Consider the following 14,992-nt stretch of genomic DNA (forward strand, 5'->3'; position numbering starts at 1 on the left):
CATCGCCGCGTCAATCAAAGTTGACATCATCGTCCGCCAGCCGGGCATGCCGCTCGACGTCGTACCGCAGGTCGCCGTAACGCAGCTTGCCCCGCTCGATCCCCTCGGGCGCGAACCCGGCCCGTACGGCGACCCGGCAGGAGGCGGGGTTGTCCGTGCGGTGGCCCAGCTCCAGCCGGTACAGGCCCAGCTCGCCGAACGCCCAGCTCGCCACCGCCCGCACCCCGGCCGGCGCGACGCCCCGGCCGCGCGCCGTCTCGGTGGTCCAGTAGGAGACCCAGCCCGTGTCATGGGCCCGGTTGACGGCGCGGACGGCCACGCAGCCGAGCGCCTCGCCCTCCTCCCCCACGACGGCCCAGGAGTAGCCGGTCCGGGCCCCCCTCTCCCGCGTACGGTCCGCGATCCAGGCCAGCGCATCGGCCCGGTCGGAGACGGGCCGGTCCGTCTGGCGGTCCATCTCGGCCGGGGCGAAGGCGCGGAGCACGGCGGAGGCGTCGGCGGGGAGCCAGGGGCGCAGCAGAAACCCTTCAGGGGCGGTCAGTTCGTCCATGCGGGCCAGCCTCCCGCACGGTCACCACCACCTCCGCCCCGGGCCACGCCACCACGGTCAGGCGGCCCCCGTACGGCGCCGTGCCGAGGACACGGGCGGCCCGACCGGTGACGGAGACGCGCCAGCCGCGCGAGGAGGGCGGGAGGGACAGCTCCGTCGCGCCGGGACGGGCGGCCGCCGCACGGTAGGCGAGCCGGTAGGAGCGGGTGGCGGCGTCGTACGTGTCGGAGCGGACCGTACCCGCGACAGCGGGGGCGTACGGGGTCGCCGTCTGCTCCTTGTTCGTACGGAAGCGGCCTCGCTCGTCCACCGCGCAGTAGCCGCCGCCGTAGCACCAGACGTACCCGGCCCAGCCGGAGCTGTAGCGGTTCAGGGAGGCGACCGCCTCGCGGTAGAAGCGGCCCATGTGGGGGAGGGAGTTGTTGAGCGGCCCCCATTCACCGACGACCACGGGCATCCGGTGGCGGGCCGGGTAGGCGGTGACGGCGGCCTCGTACGCCTCGATCCAGCCGGCCGCCGGGTCGTAGTCCGCGCCCGCCTCCATGGCGGTGTTGTAGAAGTGCGGGGCGTACACGGTCCGACTGTCGTGGATCCGGCCGAGGCCGGTGGGAACGCCCTCGCCGACGATCGGGGTCGGTTCGACGAAGAGCCAGGTGGAACGGTCCTTGGCCCGGATGGCCCGGGCCAGGCGGTTGTACATCGGGGTGAGGTGCTGGGCCTCGATGCGGCGGGCGGCGGTCGGCAGGTCCTCGCCCTCGCGCAGCTCCCCCATCGGCTCGTTGATCAGGTCGTAGCCGATGACGGCCGGGTGGCCGCGGAACCGTTCGGCGAGGACCTGCCACATGGCCGCCTGGGCCCGTCGCAGGTCGGGGTCCTCGTAGAGGTGGGTGAAAGCCCGCTGGACGGCGGGCTCGAAGTACTCGGAGAACCAGTCGTCGGGGTTCGGGGTGAACGGCAGCCCGTCGGTCCTGGTGGCCCAGGCGGGGATGCCCCGGTGGCCGAAGGCGGGCCCGAAGACGTCCTGGTGGGCGTCGATGAGGACGTGGACGCGGTGCCGGTGCGCCCAGCCCAGGATGCGTTCGATCTTCCGGAGGTAGCGCTCGCTGTACCGGCCGCGCCTGGGCTCCAGGTCGTCCCAGAAGACCAGCAGCCGGGCGAAGTTGAATCCGTTCGCGCGCAGGTCGCGGAAGTGGCGTTCGGTGATGGCGCTCAGTGCGGCCTCGCCCCGGTTCGCCTTGTCCTCGACGTTCCAGCCGCGCAGGGTGAGGATGCGGCCCCGGCCGTCGGTCAGCGGCGGGACGGAACCTTCGTACGACGTCGGGGCGGGGGCCTGGGTGGATGCCGGGCGCGCGGAGGCGGCGGGAGCGAGGGCCCCCGCCGCCAGTACGGACGCGACGACAACTGCTATGAGTGCTCTGCCCATGCGCATGGGCGGCATCCCATCAGCAAAGCTGACACCTGTTCAAGTATGTTGCGGCGAAGACTTCGTGGGATTACTCCGTCGGCCGGAGCACGATCTTCCCGAACTGCTCTCCGTCGGCCAGCCGCTGGAACCCCTCACGGGCCCGGTCCAGCGGCAGCACCTCGTCGATGACCGGACGGACGCCCGTGGTCGCGCAGAACGCCAGCAGGTCCTCCAGCTCGTCCTTGGTCCCCATGGTGGAGCCGACGACCTTGAGCTCCAGGAAGAAGATCCGGGTCAGCTCGGCGTGCGAGGGCCGGTCGCCGCTGGTGGCCCCCGAGATGACGAGGGTGCCGCCGGGGCGCAGCGACTTCACCGAGTGGGACCAGGTGGCGGCGCCGACGGTCTCGATGACGGCGTCCACCCGCCGCGGGAGCCGCGCGCCCGGCTCGTAAGCCTCCAGCGCACCGAGTTCCACAGCCCGCCTGCGCCGGTTCTCGTCGCGGCTGGTGGCGAAGACCCGGAGCCCGGCGGCCTTCCCCAGGACGATCGCGGCGGTGGCGACCCCGCCGCCCGCGCCCTGGACGAGCACGGAATCGCCCGGCCGGACCCCGGCGTTGGTGAAGAGCATCCGGTACGCGGTGAGCCAGGCGGTCGGCAGGCAGGCGGCCTCCTCGAAGGAGAGCTCCTTCGGCTTGGGCAGCACGTTCCAGGTGGGCACGGCGACCTGCTCGGCGAAGGTGCCCTGGTAGCGCTCGGTGAGGATGGAGCGCGGCTCCTTCGGCCCGACCCCGTGCCCGGACTGGCCGATCACGGAGTGCAGGACGACCTCGTTGCCGTCCTCGTCGATACCGGCGGCGTCACAGCCGAGGATCATCGGGAGCCGGTCCTGCGAGAGCCCCACGCCCCGCAGCGACCAGAGGTCGTGATGGTTGAGGGAGGCGGCCCGGACGGTGATGGTGCTCCATCCGGCACGCGCCTGGGGAGCCGGGCGTTCGCCCAGCTCAAGGCCGTCGAGGGGCTGGTCGGGGTCGATGCGGGCTGCGTAGGCGGCGAACATGGCTAGACGATAGGCGGGACGGGCCGGGGACGTAACCAAAAGCGCATGTGACGCACACCAACCTCCCGGCCTCCGCGCGCCGCCCTCTCCCTCGGTGGGCCCTTTCCAGCGTCTCCGGCGGGGCAGGACCAAGCCCCCGCGGCGAGGCTGAGGAAGGCCGGAGGGGCTGAAAGGGAAGGGGCGGGGCCCGTACCCACCGGTCCCCGCCCCATCACACGGACGCCCACACGCGCACCGTCAGCGCCGAGCCACACCCTCCGCCCGCGCCGCCGCCGCGACCGCCGCGGTCACCGCAGGCGCGACCCGCTCGTCGAACGGCGACGGGATCACATAGTCCGCCGCCAGCTCATCGCCGACCACGTCGGCCAACGCGTTCGCCGCGGCGATCTTCATGCCCTCCGTGATCCGGGAGGCCCGCACCTGGAGCGCCCCCGCGAAGATCCCCGGGAACGCCAGCACGTTGTTGATCTGGTTCGGGAAGTCGGAGCGCCCCGTCGCCACCACGGCCGCGTACTTGTGCGCGATCTCGGGGTGGACCTCCGGATTCGGGTTGGCCATGGCGAAGACGTACGCGCCCGGCGCCATCGACGCCACCGCCGCCTCCGGGACCGTACCGCCGGAGACACCGATGAAGACGTCCGCACCGGCGAGCGCCTTCTCCAGCGACCCGGAGATCCCGGCCCGGTTGGTGAGTTCGGCCAGCTCGCGCTTGACGTCGGTCAGGTCGTCCCGGTCCCGGCTGACGATGCCCTTGCGGTCGGCCACCGCGACATCGCCGATGCCGGCCTCCAGCAGGAACTTGGCGATGGCCACGCCCGCCGCGCCCGCGCCGGAGATGACGCCGCGCAGGTCACCGAGCGTCCGCCCGGAGAGCTTGGCGGCGTTGCGCAGGGCGGCCAGGGTGACGACGGCGGTGCCGTGCTGGTCGTCGTGGAAGACCGGGATGTCCAGCCGCTCCTGGAGCTTGCGCTCGATCTCGAAGCACCGGGGGGCCGAGATGTCCTCCAGGTTCACCCCGCCGAAGGAGGGGGCGAGCCGGACGACGGTGTCGACGATCTCTTCCACGCTGGTGGTCGCGAGCGCGATCGGCACCGCGTCGACGCCGCCGAACTGCTTGAAGAGGATGGCCTTGCCCTCCATCACGGGGAGGGACGCCTCGGGCCCGATGTCACCGAGGCCGAGCACGGCGGTGCCGTCCGTCACGACGGCCACGACCTGGGACTTCCAGGTGTAGTCGTGGACGAGCTCGGGGTTGTCCGCGATGGCGCTGCAGACTTTCGCCACGCCCGGTGTGTAGGCCAGGGAAAGGTCGTCCTTGTCCCGGATCGGGACGGTGGACTGCACGGCCATCTTTCCTCCCCGGTGGAGGGCGAAGGCCGGATCGAAGGGATCGTCGACCCCGGTGTCCGCTGCGCTCGTGCGCTGGATGCCACTGTCGGTAGTGCTGTCGCTGCGAGGATTGACGATCTCCGCTGCCATGGTGTTGACCCCTTAAGTCTTCATCGTTTGAGGGTGGCCACTCCTGGTTGAGGAGGGGTGGGCGGGCACCGCGTACGTGCCCTGCGCCGAGCGGTTGGCCCGCCCCGGCAGGGAGAGGTACATACGCGCGGGCGCGCCGCACACGCGCCCTGAGCCCCGGATGAGGGGTGTAAACGTCTTTCTTACCGGACCAACCCTGTCCCGCACGAGTCCATTCCGATGCGGTGACGTGACTCATAGTCGAATATCTGGACAAGTCGGCAAACCGGCATAAATGCCGCCCGGCAGGAGAGAAACACCGGAGATTCTCCGGCGGCGGAGAGGGTTCACGACAGATGATCCGGCCTCAAGGTGCCGGCCGCGCGAGTTAGGGGGTCGCCCGTTATCCGATTTTGACATGACTGGGCCCCTGAATGGGTCAATCCGAATGGCAGGATGCCGTCATCACACAAGGTGGCGACACTCGAAGGTGCGTGCCAAGCCGCCCGAAAGCACCCTCACTCCCACCCTCACCTGCCGGAGGATCCCGACATGACCGCAAGCATCATGCGTCGTAAGACCGCGAAGTCCCGGATTGCGGCGGTCGGCGCCATCGCGGTCGCCGGCACCCTGCTGCTCACCGCCTGCGGCGACCAGACCGAGAGCGCCTCCTCGGAGGGCGGCGACAGCACGGCCACCAAGGCCGGCGCCCCGCTCTTCGCCAAGCTGCCGGCGAAGTACCAGAAGTCGGGTGTCATCAAGGTCGGCACGAACGCCGAGTACGCGCCGATGGAGTCCGTCGAGAACGGCAAGATCGTGGGCGTCGACCCCGACCTCGCCGAGGCCCTCGGCAAGCAGCTGGGTGTGAAGTTCGAGTTCACCTCCGGCTCCTTCGACGGGCTGATCACCGCCCTGAACTCCGGCCGCCACGACATCGCCATGTCGTCCATCACGGACAACAAGCAGCGCCAGGAGGGCCTGGACGACTCCGGCAAGAAGCTGGGCGAGGGCGTCGACTTCGTCGACTACTTCCTGGCCGGCACCGCCGTGTACACGAAGAAGGGCAACCCGCAGAACATCAAGTCCATCGAGGACCTCTGCGGGAAGACCGCCGCCGTCCAGCGCGGCACCACGTACGAGGAAGCCCTCAAGAAGCAGTCCAAGGCATGTACGGACGGCGGCGAGAAGGCAGTCAAGATCGAGTCGTTCGAGAACGACACCGAGGCCCAGACCCGGGTCAAGTCCGGCGGCGCGGTCGCCGGTGTCAACGACTACCCGGTCGCGGTCGACCTGGCCCGCAAGGCGGACGGCGGCAACGCCTTCGAGGTCGTCGGCGAGCAGATCGACGCGGGCCCGTTCGGCATCGCCGTCAAGAAGGACAACACCGGACTCCGCGACGCCCTGAAGGAAGCCGTCGACGCGATCATCGCCGACGGTTCGTACAAGAAGGTGCTCGACAAGTGGGGCGCCGGCACGGGAGCGATCGACAAGGCCGCCATCAACGGCGGCAAGTGACCGGACGCTTCACCGAAGGGCAGTCACGATGACTGACAAGTTCGACAAGGCACCCTCCGGCTCACCGGCCGGCCAGGTGTCCGTCTCCAAGGGCGCCACCACGGCCCCGGAGAACATCAAGGCCATCCCGGTCCGCCACGTCGGCCGCTGGATCAGCGGCATCGTGGTCATCGGCCTCCTCGTGGCCCTCGGATACGCCTTCTCGCAGGGCAACATCCAGTGGCACGCGGTGGGCGACAAGCTGTTCGACAGCAACGTCGTCGCCGGAGCCGGCCGCACCCTGCTGATCAGCGTCCTCGCCATGGTGCTGGGCGTGATCCTCGGTGTGATCCTGGCCGTGATGCGGCTCTCGAAGAACCCGGTCACCAGCTGGGTCGCCTGGCTGTACATCTGGTTCTTCCGGGGCACCCCGGTCTACGTCCAGCTGCTGCTCTGGTTCAACCTGGCGCTGATCTTCCCGGTCCTGAACATCCCGTTCATCTACAAGGACGAGATGACGGACGTGATGACCCCGTTCATGTGCGCCCTGCTGGGGCTCGCCCTGAACGAGGCCGCCTACATGGCGGAGATCTGCCGCGCAGGCATCCAGTCCGTGGACGAGGGCCAGACCGAGGCGTCGCACGCGCTCGGCATGACCCAGGCGAAGACCATGCGCCGCGTGGTTCTGCCGCAGGCGCTGCGGGTGATCATCCCGCCGACCGGCAACGAGTTCATCAACATGCTGAAGACCTCCTCGCTGGTCTACGCGGTCACCTACAACGAGCTGCTCCGCTCCACCTCGCAGATCGGCTCCACGTCGTACGCGGTGATGGAGATGCTGTTCGTCGCGTCCATCTGGTACATCGTGATGACCAGCGTGTTCAGCGTCGGCCAGTACTACCTGGAGCGCCGCTACGCCCGCGGCTCGCTGCGCTCGCTGCCGCTCACCCCGCTGCAGCGCATCAAGGTGAACCTCGCCTCCTTCAGCAACCGGCCCTCCGGAGGTGTCTCCGCATGACCACCCCCATGGTGAAGGCCGAGGGCGTCCACAAGTCCTTCGGCGCCGCCCACATCCTCAAGGGCATCGACCTGGAGGTCGCCCCGCGTGAGGTGTTCTGCCTGATCGGCCCGTCCGGCTCCGGCAAGTCCACGTTCCTGCGGTGCATCAACCACCTGGAGCAGATCAACGCCGGCCGGCTCTCGGTCGACGGCGAGCTGGTCGGCTACCGGCAGAAGGGCGACAGGCTCTACGAGCTCAAGGACAGCGAGGTCGCCCTCCAGCGCCGCGAGATCGGCATGGTCTTCCAGCGCTTCAACCTGTTCCCGCACATGACGGCACTCGAGAACGTCATGGAGGCCCCGATCCAGGTCAAGGGCGAGGCCAAGGCCGTGGCCCGGGCCCGCGCCGAGAAGCTGCTGGACCGGGTGGGCCTCGCCGACAAGGCGAAGAACTACCCCACCCAGCTCTCCGGCGGTCAGCAGCAGCGTGTCGCCATCGCCCGCGCGCTGGCGATGGAGCCGAAGCTGATGCTCTTCGACGAGCCGACCTCGGCACTCGACCCGGAGCTGGTGGGTGACGTCCTGGACGTCATGCGCGGTCTGGCCGAGGACGGCATGACGATGATCGTCGTCACCCACGAGATGGGCTTCGCCCGCGAGGTCGGTGACGCGCTGGTCTTCATGGACGACGGCGTGGTGGTCGAGTCCGGCCACCCGCGTGACGTGCTGGGCAACCCGCAGCAGGACCGGACGAAGTCGTTCCTGTCGAAGGTGCTGTAGCTCGCTCGACCTCGGGGAGAGGGCGGCGCGGACACGACGTCCGTGCCGCCCTCTCCCGCGTCCGTACCACCGCCCTTCCGTGTCCGAGGGCCCTCGGCCCTCAGATCTTCCGCGGCCCTGCCTACTTCACGGCGAGGATCAGGCTGTCCGAGGGCGACGCCCAGACCGCGCGGGCCTCGCCGAAGCCGGAGGCGAGCAGGGTGCGGGCGTGCCAGGCGGCGGAGGGCATGTCGCCGTCCGCGTGTTCGCCGTAGATCGCGAACCTTTCGGCGGTGGGTCCGGCGAGGACCGGGTCCTTGGCGGCGACGGCCCACCACTCGGCCCAGTCCAGAGCGCCATCGGCCCTGGCGCGGTCCATCGCGGCGTGCCGGTGGGCGCGTTCGGCGGCGTTGATCCGGGGGGTGTCGGGGTCGATGGTGCGGTCGGCGTTCATGAAGACCCCGCCGTCCCGGACGAGCCCGCCGAGCTGCCCGTACAGGGCGGTGAGCGGGTCGCTGTGGAGCCAGTGCAGGGCGGTGGCGGTGAGGACGGCGTCGTACGAGGAGTGGGGCAGCCGGGTGGTCCAGTCAGGGTCCTTGAGGTCGGCGGTGACGAAAGTGACCCGGTCGTCGCCCTCGAAGGTGCCGCGGGCTATGGCCAGCAGCGCGGGGTCGAGGTCGACGCCGGTGCTCGTGGCGTCCGGGAACCGCGTGAGGAGCCGGTCCGTAATACTTCCCGTACCGCACGCGAGGTCCAGGACCCGGGGCGCGAGGCCGACGACCGCCTCGACCATGTCCAGCATCACCCGGAACCGCTCCTCGCGGTCGGGCATGTACCACTCCTGCTGCCGGTCCCAGCTCTCCTGCCAGGCCTGCCAGTCGGTGCCCGTCCCCGTCTCCGTCACGCCAACCTCCAAGTAAGCCTCATGAACGTCAGTCACCCATTACACTGGCCGACACCTCGACCCTAGACCGATCCAGTAAGGACTACAAGTGGAACTGGCCTATTACTCGGACTATGCCGTGCGCCTGGTCAACACCGAGGAGCCGGACCGCAACAAGGACATCCTCACCTCGGTCGAGGCGGTGCGGGAGCTGTTCGGCGCCAACCAGCAGGCGGCGCGGCGGACGACGGACGCGGACGTGACCCGCTTCCGTTCCGTACGGGGGCGGCTGCGGGCGGTCTTCGAGGCGGCCGACAGCGGCGACGAGACGCTCGCGGTCGACCTGCTGAACTCGCTGCTGCTGGAGTTCCCGGTGAGCCCGCAGATCTCCGGACACGACACCCGGGACGAGGACGGCGGGCCGGACTGGCACATGCACCTGGCCGACCACCCGTCGAACGCCACCGCCGGATACGCGGCCATCGCGGCGATGGGTCTCGCCTTCCACCTGACCTCGCACGGCGTGGACCGGCTCGGCCTGTGCGAGGCGTCCCCGTGCCGCAACGCCTACCTCGACACCTCCACCAACAGGTCCCGGCGCTACTGCTCGGACCGCTGCGCGACCCGGGCCAACGTGGCCGCCTACCGGGCCCGCAAGCGCGCGGAGGCGGACCGGACCGGCCTCACCGCCGAGACCGCCCAGCCGAGCAGCTCGGTCACCGACCGCTGACCCCTCGTCGCCCTCGCCGGAGGCCGGTAACGGGCCCGCACCCGCGCCAGTACGAGCTCGTCGGGCACCACCCCGTAATCCGTGCTGTCCCCGCCCGCGAACGTGTTGTCGCCCCGCACCCACCAGCCGCCCGCCCGCCGTTCGACCGCCCGCTTCACCACCAGCAGGTCCTGCTGGAAGGGGTGGCGCAGGATCACCACGTCACCGGGGCGCACGGGCGCCCCGTACCGCACCAGCAGCAGGTCCCCGTGGTAGAGCGTCGGCACCATCGAAGGCCCCGTCACCTCCACCACCCGCAACGGCCGCCGCCCGGCCCGTCCGCCTCCGGACACCCGTCCCCACTCCGGCACCTCGGCCACCTCCCGGTCCTCCTCCGGCACATCGTCCCGCGTACCGCGTTCCGCTCCGTACATTCGGCCGACGGCCCGCATCCCACCCCGGACTTTTGACCTAAGCCCCTGGGGCAGCCACGGAAAGCGGCGCTCCACGGAGTAATGTCCCACCTGAGAAGACGATCACGAGGAGGACAGCTCCATGCTTTCCCGCCTGTTTGCCCCCAAGGTGAAGGTCAGCGCCCACTGCGACCTGCCCTGCGGCGTCTACGACCCGGCCCAGGCCCGCATCGAGGCCGAGTCGGTCAAGGCCGTCCAGGAGAAGTACCAGGCCAACGAGGACGCGGACTTCCGCACCCGCGCGGTTCTGATCAAGGAACAGCGCGCCGAGCTCGCGAAGCACCACGTGTCGGTGCTCTGGAGCGACTACTTCAAGCCCCCGCACTTCGAGAAGTACCCGGAGCTGCACCAGCTGATCAACGACACCCTGAAGGCGCTCTCCGCGGCCAAGGGCTCGAACGACCCGAAGACGGGTCAGAAGGCCCTGGACCTGATCGCCGAGGTCGACAGGATCTTCTGGGAGACCAAGAAGGCCTGATCTCCGGCTAGGCCATCTGACCTGCGGTTTCGCTGGTCATGTCGCCTACCGGCCCGCACCCGGTCCGCAGGGCCGCCGAGAACGGCGACCATGACGGGCCGGGTGCGGTCTTCTTCGCCCGGCCTCAGATCCGCGTGGATCCGCAGCATGATGACGGCGGACGCGTGGCCGAGGACCGTCCGGACCTGCCTGACGCTCGCCCCGCCCGCGATGAGCGCGGACGCGTACAAGTGCCGCAGGTCGTGGGTCACCAGGTGCGGCAGTTCGACGGACTTGCGGCCCTCGCGTCCGGCCGCCTCACTCTCCTCCGCCTGGAGCGTCCTACGGGCGGGATTCCTCACCGTCGCCCTCGTCGCCCGCGAGTGGCCCGGCGAACCGGCGAACCGGAGAACCGCGAACCGCGCAAGCACGCCCGAGTCCGCCGGGTAGACGTCGACGCCATCCTCGAGGAATTCGTGGAGACCACCGCCGGCGCCCTTCACCGCTCCCTCGCAGGGCGGCGCCAGGTGTCGCTGGAGGGTGGGAAGCAGCGAGTGCTACGCATCGGGCGGGCACGACGCCTGCGGACACCGCCGGGCTCGACGGCGAGGAGACGGGCGGAGAGGACTGACCGCCCTCGCCAGGATGGCCGTCACGCCTACCTGCCGCGCCGAGGGTTCATCGCGGTACCGCGAGCGGTCCCTCGCGGTGGTGGTGTCAACCGGACAGGCCGGCGAGGGAGGGTGCCGTCCAGGTCGGTGACGAGTGGTGGGTGCCACGGGGGACTTTTCTTTGCCCGGTTGGGGTTAACCCTTCGATAGGATACCCAAGGGGGTATCTCGAAGGAGTGTGGGTCGTGGAACTGGCGATGGCGGCTGAGGAACTGAAGACGGTGGTCAACCGGCTGCGCCGGGCGCAGGGCCAGATCGCCGGCGTGATCAAGATGATTGAGGAGGGGCGGGACTGCGAGGACGTGGTCACGCAGCTCGCGGCGGCGTCCCGGGCTCTGGACAAGGCGGGCTTCGCGATCATCGCGACCGGCCTGCAGCACTGCCTGACCGACGCGGACATGGCTGCCTCCGGCGATCGGGAGCAGATGCGTGCCCGGCTGGAGAAGCTGTTCCTTTCTCTGGCCTGAGCCGTCGCGCCTTGGCACCCGATCACCCGCCCGGCTTGTCCCGAAGCGCCGTGGACGGTCATCGCCCTGGGCGCGGCCCGGATCGCGGGGTGGGCTTCGGTTCGCGGGGGTGGGCGCAGGCCGCGGGCGGACGCCGTTCGGGCTCGGCTGGTTGTGCTGGTCGTGGCCGCTGTGGGGGCGCAGGCCGCTCTGCTGGTGCTGCTCCGGCCGGCGGCAGGGCGGAATCCGCAGCCGTCGCCGGAAGAGGAGGCGTCTGCGCACGGTTAACGGGCCTTTGGCCCGTAACGGGCCTTTGGCCGCATCCCCTGGCATACGAAAGGGGGAGGGATCCGGATCCCTCCCCCTTTCCCGCGTGGCTCAGCGGCTGCGCAGTGCGGCCAGCGTGTGGTCGAGGTCGGCGGCGCGGGGACGGTTGTGGGGCAGCTTGGCGAGCACGGCGGCCATGCCGCAGGTGTTGGTCAGGGCGGAGAAGACCAGACCACCCGCGATGCCTGCGGAGACGAGCTGGAAGGCAGGGTGGACGACGTACCCGAGTAGCAGGCCGAGCAGCACGATCACTCCTGCGGTGAGCCTCACCTGCCGTTCCATACCCCAGGTGGCACGCGAGGCGCCCGGGGGCCGGCGGAGCTCGTGGCCGTCGGCCGCCCAGGCGCCGGTGCCTCCCGAAAGGGTGGCGGCGGTGACGCCGTTCTCCGCGAGGATCCGGCAGGCGTTCTCGGAGCGGGTGCCCGAGGCGCAGACGACCAGGACATCACCGCGCTCGGCGACGTGACGTATGTCGGGCAGCGCGCGCTGGATCTGGTCGAGGGGGACGTTGAGCGCGCCGGGGAGGTGGCCGCCGGCGTATTCACCCGGGGTGCGCACGTCGATGACGGTCAGCTCGTGCAGGCGGGTGCGCGCCTCGTGGGTGGCGAAAGCCGTGGGGGTGGTCATGGCAGATGTCATCCTTGTGTGTCGGAGTGTGGTGGAGCCTGATCTGACGGGAGCGGGGCTGAAGGCGGTCCTGAGATGCGCGGCCGGTCGAAGAGGCTCTCCCGGTCCCCGTCCTGAGCCGTTGGCGGCCCTCGTGTTCAGACGATCACGTCGACGAGCATGAAGGCCGCCACCGCCATCAGGACGCTGGCGAAGATCTTCTGCAGGGTGGTGCCGGAGATCTTTGTCGCGAGCCGTTTGCCGTCCCAGGCGCCGAGGATCGCGGCTCCGGTGAAGGGGCCGATGACCTCCCAGCTGAGTCCGCCACCGGTGCCGGTGCGAGCGGCGAGCGCGGCGAGTGAGTTCACCGTGATGACGAGCAGGCTGGTGCCCACCGCCCGCCGCATGGCCAGTCCCAGGACGCTCACCAGGGCGGGCACGGCGAGGAATCCCCCACCGACTCCCAGCAAGCCTGTCACGGCGCCGAGTCCGGCCCCGGCACCGGCCGCCTTGCCGGGACGGATCCGGTCCGGCGGCTCGGACGCGGACGGGCGCAGCATACGCAGGGCCGCCAACGCGGCGATGACCGCGAAGGCCGCCGTCAGAACCGCTTCGGGCAGGCGCCCAGCGACGCCACCGGCGAGAAAGGCCGGGACAACGCCCGCCGCGGCGAACAGCGCCCCTGTCTTCCATGCCACGTTCCCGTCGCGGGTGTGGGCGTACAGGGCGGTGGCGGAGGTGGCGGTGACGATGATCAGGCTGGCCGTGGTGGCGGCGGCCGGCGCGAAGCCGAGCAGGTAGATCAACGCCGGTACGGCAAGGACGCTGCCACCGCCGCCGAGGGCTCCGAGGGCGAGACCGATGACGGCCCCGGCGATGAGGGCGAGAACGAGCGCGGTCACGTGATCTGGCCGGTGTTCCCGCGTTCGTCGACGACCGCGTGCCCGGCGGCGGCCCACGCGTTCATGCCGCCCTCGACGTCCACCGCCTGCGCCCCGCGCTCGGCGAGGAGCTTCGCCGCCTGCTGGGAGCGGTGACCGCTGCGGCAGATCACCACCAGCGGATGCCCCTCGGCCTCGGCGGGCAGGGCGCCGCCGGCGACCAGTTTCGTCAGCGGTACGTGGACGGCGCCCGGGGCGTGGCCCGCGGCCCATTCGGGCTTCTCACGGACGTCCAGCAGGACCGCGTCAGGTCGATCGCCGCTGGTACGGCTGCGTGCATCGTCGACCGTGACGCGGGGCGCGTTTCGGCGAAAGAGGAACATCACACGCTTCTTTCCTTGCGGGGGAACGGTCGAGATCAGCCGGAGGCCAGGGACAGCCCGGCATCCGCCGCAGCGTCGAAGTCGTCGTCGACGGCGACCACGTGACGGCCGGCGGCATCCAGCAGGGAGGCGGCGATCGCCGCGCGCATCCCGCCGGCGCAGTGCACCCACACCGTCCCGGGCGGTACCTCGCCGATGCGGCCGTGCAGCTCGTGGATCGGGATGTGGACCGAGCCGTCGATATGGCCGCCCACGCGCTCCGAGTCCCGCCGCACGTCCAGGACGAGAACCTCGTCGCCGCGCTTGCGCACAGCGGCGAGGTCGGCGAAGCGTGCGCGGGGGAAGGAGGCGAGCTGCTCACCCTTGCGGACCCAGCCGGCCGGGTCGCCGGTGGCAGCTGCGGCCGGGCGGTCGATGCCCACCCGCGTCAGCTCCCGCTGCGCATCGCTGACCTGCTCAGGGGTGTCGGCGAGCAGGGTGACGGGCTTGCCCCACGGGATCAACCAGGCCAAGTAGGTGGCGAGCTTGCCCTCACCCTCGAAGTTGAACGTCCCGGCCACGTGTCCCTCGGCAAAGGCCATGCGGCTGCGCAGGTCCACCACCCACTCCCCCGCGGCCAGCCGCGAGGCGATCTCCTCGGCGTCTGCACGCCTCGGCGGGGTGAGGTCGACCGGCGCAGGGCCTGCGGCATTGGCCGGGCCCATGTGCGCGTAGTAGGCGGGCACGTCCTCGAGCCCGGCGAGCGTCTGGGTGACGAAGGTGTCCACGTCCAGGGTCAGCGCGTCGTTGCTCATGCGCTCCCTGCCGATCGTGGTCGCGTCCCCCTCGGCTTGGGATGAGGAACAGAAGCTGCCGAACCCGTGGGTGGGCAGCACCGGCACCTCGTCATCCAGCTCCTTGGCCAGGCGGTGGGCGGAGGCGTGCTGGGCGCGAGCCAGTTGCTCGGTCAGCCGCGGCTCGACCAGGTCCGGGCGGCCCACGGTGCCGATCAGCAGCGAACCGCCGGTGAACGCAGCCACACCGCGCCCGCCCTCGGTCAGGGCGTAGGAGGTGTGGTGCGGGGTGTGCCCGGGGGTGGCGATGGCGCGCAGCACCAGGCCCGCGTCCACCGGGACGGTGTCACCGTCCGCGACCGGGGTGCGGGCAAAGGACACGCGCGCCCCGGCCGGCACCAGGTACTGGGCGCCGGTGAGGCGGGCCAGCTCCAGACCGCCGGTGACGTAGTCGTTGTGCACATGGGTCTCGGCCACGAAAGCGATGCGCACCCCTCGGCGGGCCGCCGCGGCGATGACCTGGTCGATGTCGCGCGGCGGGTCGATGACCACCGCGCCATTGGGTCCGCCGGCCAGGTAGCTGCGGTTGCCCAGGCCCTCGAACTCCAAGGTGTCGACGAAGAACACGACTAGGCCTCCTCTCGTTCGGTGTACCCCAGGG

General features: G+C 70.6%; 16 protein-coding genes and 2 pseudogenes. 7 read left to right on the forward strand and 11 right to left on the reverse strand.

Annotated features, from left to right (window positions below; genetic code table 11):
• Positions 1-10: 10 nt before the first annotated feature.
• The 4 genes from AMK21_RS16045 to AMK21_RS16060 all read right to left on the reverse strand — a co-directional run bounded on the left by AMK21_RS16045 (position 11) and on the right by AMK21_RS16060 (position 4,491).
• On the reverse strand, positions 11-550 hold the full coding sequence (locus tag AMK21_RS16045) for a GNAT family N-acetyltransferase (RefSeq protein WP_073878424.1): 540 nt from the start codon (positions 548-550) through the stop codon (positions 11-13).
• Positions 528-1,979, reverse strand: a complete 1,452-nt coding sequence (locus AMK21_RS16050) for a glycoside hydrolase family 5 protein (protein WP_073878426.1) — start codon at positions 1,977-1,979, stop codon at positions 528-530. The genes AMK21_RS16045 and AMK21_RS16050 overlap by 23 nt, the downstream gene beginning before the upstream one ends.
• 64 nt (positions 1,980-2,043) lie before the next feature.
• Positions 2,044-3,012 (reverse strand): zinc-binding dehydrogenase, encoded by a 969-nt coding sequence (locus tag AMK21_RS16055; RefSeq protein ID WP_073878428.1) that lies wholly within the window; start codon positions 3,010-3,012, stop codon positions 2,044-2,046.
• Between the two features lie 237 nt (positions 3,013-3,249).
• A complete protein-coding gene (locus AMK21_RS16060; protein WP_073878430.1) occupies positions 3,250-4,491 on the reverse strand; it encodes an NAD(P)-dependent malic enzyme in 1,242 nt (413 codons plus the stop codon).
• Positions 4,492-5,022: 531 nt separating this feature from the next.
• Here AMK21_RS16060 and AMK21_RS16065 point away from each other — a divergent pair.
• Genes AMK21_RS16065 through AMK21_RS16075 form a run of 3 tightly spaced genes read left to right on the forward strand, consistent with a single transcriptional unit; the run spans position 5,023 to position 7,743 of the window.
• Entirely contained in the window at positions 5,023-5,985 is a 963-nt protein-coding gene (locus AMK21_RS16065; protein ID WP_073878432.1) for an ABC transporter substrate-binding protein, read from the forward strand.
• 28 nt (positions 5,986-6,013) lie between these two features.
• Positions 6,014-6,982, forward strand: coding sequence for an amino acid ABC transporter permease (locus AMK21_RS16070; protein WP_073878434.1), 969 nt, complete (start codon positions 6,014-6,016; stop codon positions 6,980-6,982).
• Positions 6,979-7,743: an amino acid ABC transporter ATP-binding protein gene (locus AMK21_RS16075; RefSeq protein ID WP_073878436.1), complete on the forward strand. Its 765-nt coding sequence runs from the start codon at positions 6,979-6,981 to the stop codon at positions 7,741-7,743. The genes AMK21_RS16070 and AMK21_RS16075 overlap by 4 nt, the downstream gene beginning before the upstream one ends.
• A 121-nt stretch (positions 7,744-7,864) precedes the next feature.
• Here the strand turns inward: AMK21_RS16075 and AMK21_RS16080 are convergent, their stop codons facing one another.
• The gene (locus tag AMK21_RS16080) at positions 7,865-8,626 is read right to left on the reverse strand and encodes a class I SAM-dependent methyltransferase (RefSeq protein WP_073878438.1); all 762 of its coding nucleotides are present in this window, start codon (positions 8,624-8,626) and stop codon (positions 7,865-7,867) included.
• An 88-nt stretch (positions 8,627-8,714) separates the two neighbouring features.
• Here AMK21_RS16080 and AMK21_RS16085 point away from each other — a divergent pair, with 88 nt between their 5' ends.
• Entirely contained in the window at positions 8,715-9,335 is a 621-nt protein-coding gene (locus AMK21_RS16085) for a CGNR zinc finger domain-containing protein (protein ID WP_073878440.1), read from the forward strand.
• On the opposite strand, the gene sodX is transcribed toward AMK21_RS16085, so the two are convergent.
• On the reverse strand, positions 9,248-9,748 hold the full coding sequence (gene sodX, locus AMK21_RS16090; RefSeq protein ID WP_079181191.1) for a nickel-type superoxide dismutase maturation protease: 501 nt from the start codon (positions 9,746-9,748) through the stop codon (positions 9,248-9,250). The genes AMK21_RS16085 and sodX overlap by 88 nt on opposite strands.
• 121 nt (positions 9,749-9,869) lie before the next feature.
• On the opposite strand from sodX, the gene sodN reads away from it, so the two are divergent.
• Entirely contained in the window at positions 9,870-10,265 is a 396-nt protein-coding gene (sodN, locus tag AMK21_RS16095; protein WP_003966342.1) for a superoxide dismutase, Ni, read from the forward strand.
• A gap of 7 nt (positions 10,266-10,272) precedes the next feature.
• Here the strand turns inward: sodN and AMK21_RS16100 are convergent.
• Positions 10,273-10,600, reverse strand: a pseudogene (locus AMK21_RS16100) (tyrosine-type recombinase/integrase); the annotation flags it as partial.
• Here AMK21_RS16100 and AMK21_RS36080 point away from each other — a divergent pair.
• Both AMK21_RS36080 and AMK21_RS16105 read left to right on the forward strand, forming a co-directional pair.
• Positions 10,566-10,786 (forward strand): annotated as a pseudogene (locus AMK21_RS36080) (DNA mismatch repair protein MutT); the annotation flags it as partial. The pseudogenes AMK21_RS16100 and AMK21_RS36080 overlap by 35 nt on opposite strands.
• A gap of 314 nt (positions 10,787-11,100) precedes the next feature.
• Positions 11,101-11,382, forward strand: a complete 282-nt coding sequence (locus AMK21_RS16105; RefSeq protein WP_018845516.1) for a metal-sensitive transcriptional regulator — start codon at positions 11,101-11,103, stop codon at positions 11,380-11,382.
• Positions 11,383-11,739: 357 nt separating this feature from the next.
• On the opposite strand, the gene AMK21_RS16110 is transcribed toward AMK21_RS16105, so the two are convergent.
• From AMK21_RS16110 to AMK21_RS16125, 4 genes are all read right to left on the reverse strand, one after another.
• The gene (locus AMK21_RS16110; protein ID WP_073878442.1) at positions 11,740-12,315 is read right to left on the reverse strand and encodes a rhodanese-like domain-containing protein; all 576 of its coding nucleotides are present in this window, start codon (positions 12,313-12,315) and stop codon (positions 11,740-11,742) included.
• Between the two features lie 137 nt (positions 12,316-12,452).
• Complete coding sequence (locus AMK21_RS16115) at positions 12,453-13,196, reverse strand: sulfite exporter TauE/SafE family protein (RefSeq protein WP_073878443.1); 744 nt, start codon at positions 13,194-13,196, stop codon at positions 12,453-12,455.
• Entirely contained in the window at positions 13,193-13,558 is a 366-nt protein-coding gene (locus tag AMK21_RS16120) for a rhodanese-like domain-containing protein (RefSeq protein WP_073878445.1), read from the reverse strand. Before AMK21_RS16120 ends, AMK21_RS16115 begins: the two co-directional genes overlap by 4 nt.
• 35 nt (positions 13,559-13,593) lie before the next feature.
• On the reverse strand, positions 13,594-14,958 hold the full coding sequence (locus AMK21_RS16125; protein WP_073878446.1) for an MBL fold metallo-hydrolase: 1,365 nt from the start codon (positions 14,956-14,958) through the stop codon (positions 13,594-13,596).
• Positions 14,959-14,992 lie beyond the last annotated feature (34 nt).

The sequence above is a fragment of the Streptomyces sp. CB00316 genome, assembly GCF_001905595.1.
Classification (GTDB): domain Bacteria; phylum Actinomycetota; class Actinomycetes; order Streptomycetales; family Streptomycetaceae; genus Streptomyces.

Bases quoted from the DNA above. Each gene is read 5' to 3' on its own strand.
- AMK21_RS16045 (WP_073878424.1), bottom strand. From the start codon at position 550: ATGGACGAACTGACCGCCCCTGAAGGGTTTCTGCTGCGCCCCTGGCTC.
- AMK21_RS16050 (WP_073878426.1), bottom strand. From the start codon at position 1,979: ATGCGCATGGGCAGAGCACTCATAGCAGTTGTCGTCGCGTCCGTACTG.
- AMK21_RS16055 (WP_073878428.1), bottom strand. From the start codon at position 3,012: ATGTTCGCCGCCTACGCAGCCCGCATCGACCCCGACCAGCCCCTCGAC.
- AMK21_RS16060 (WP_073878430.1), bottom strand. From the start codon at position 4,491: ATGGCAGCGGAGATCGTCAATCCTCGCAGCGACAGCACTACCGACAGT.
- AMK21_RS16065 (WP_073878432.1), top strand. From the start codon at position 5,023: ATGACCGCAAGCATCATGCGTCGTAAGACCGCGAAGTCCCGGATTGCG.
- AMK21_RS16070 (WP_073878434.1), top strand. From the start codon at position 6,014: ATGACTGACAAGTTCGACAAGGCACCCTCCGGCTCACCGGCCGGCCAG.
- AMK21_RS16075 (WP_073878436.1), top strand. From the start codon at position 6,979: ATGACCACCCCCATGGTGAAGGCCGAGGGCGTCCACAAGTCCTTCGGC.
- sodX (WP_079181191.1), bottom strand. From the start codon at position 9,748: ATGTACGGAGCGGAACGCGGTACGCGGGACGATGTGCCGGAGGAGGAC.
- sodN (WP_003966342.1), top strand. From the start codon at position 9,870: ATGCTTTCCCGCCTGTTTGCCCCCAAGGTGAAGGTCAGCGCCCACTGC.
- AMK21_RS16110 (WP_073878442.1), bottom strand. From the start codon at position 12,315: ATGACCACCCCCACGGCTTTCGCCACCCACGAGGCGCGCACCCGCCTG.
- AMK21_RS16120 (WP_073878445.1), bottom strand. From the start codon at position 13,558: ATGTTCCTCTTTCGCCGAAACGCGCCCCGCGTCACGGTCGACGATGCA.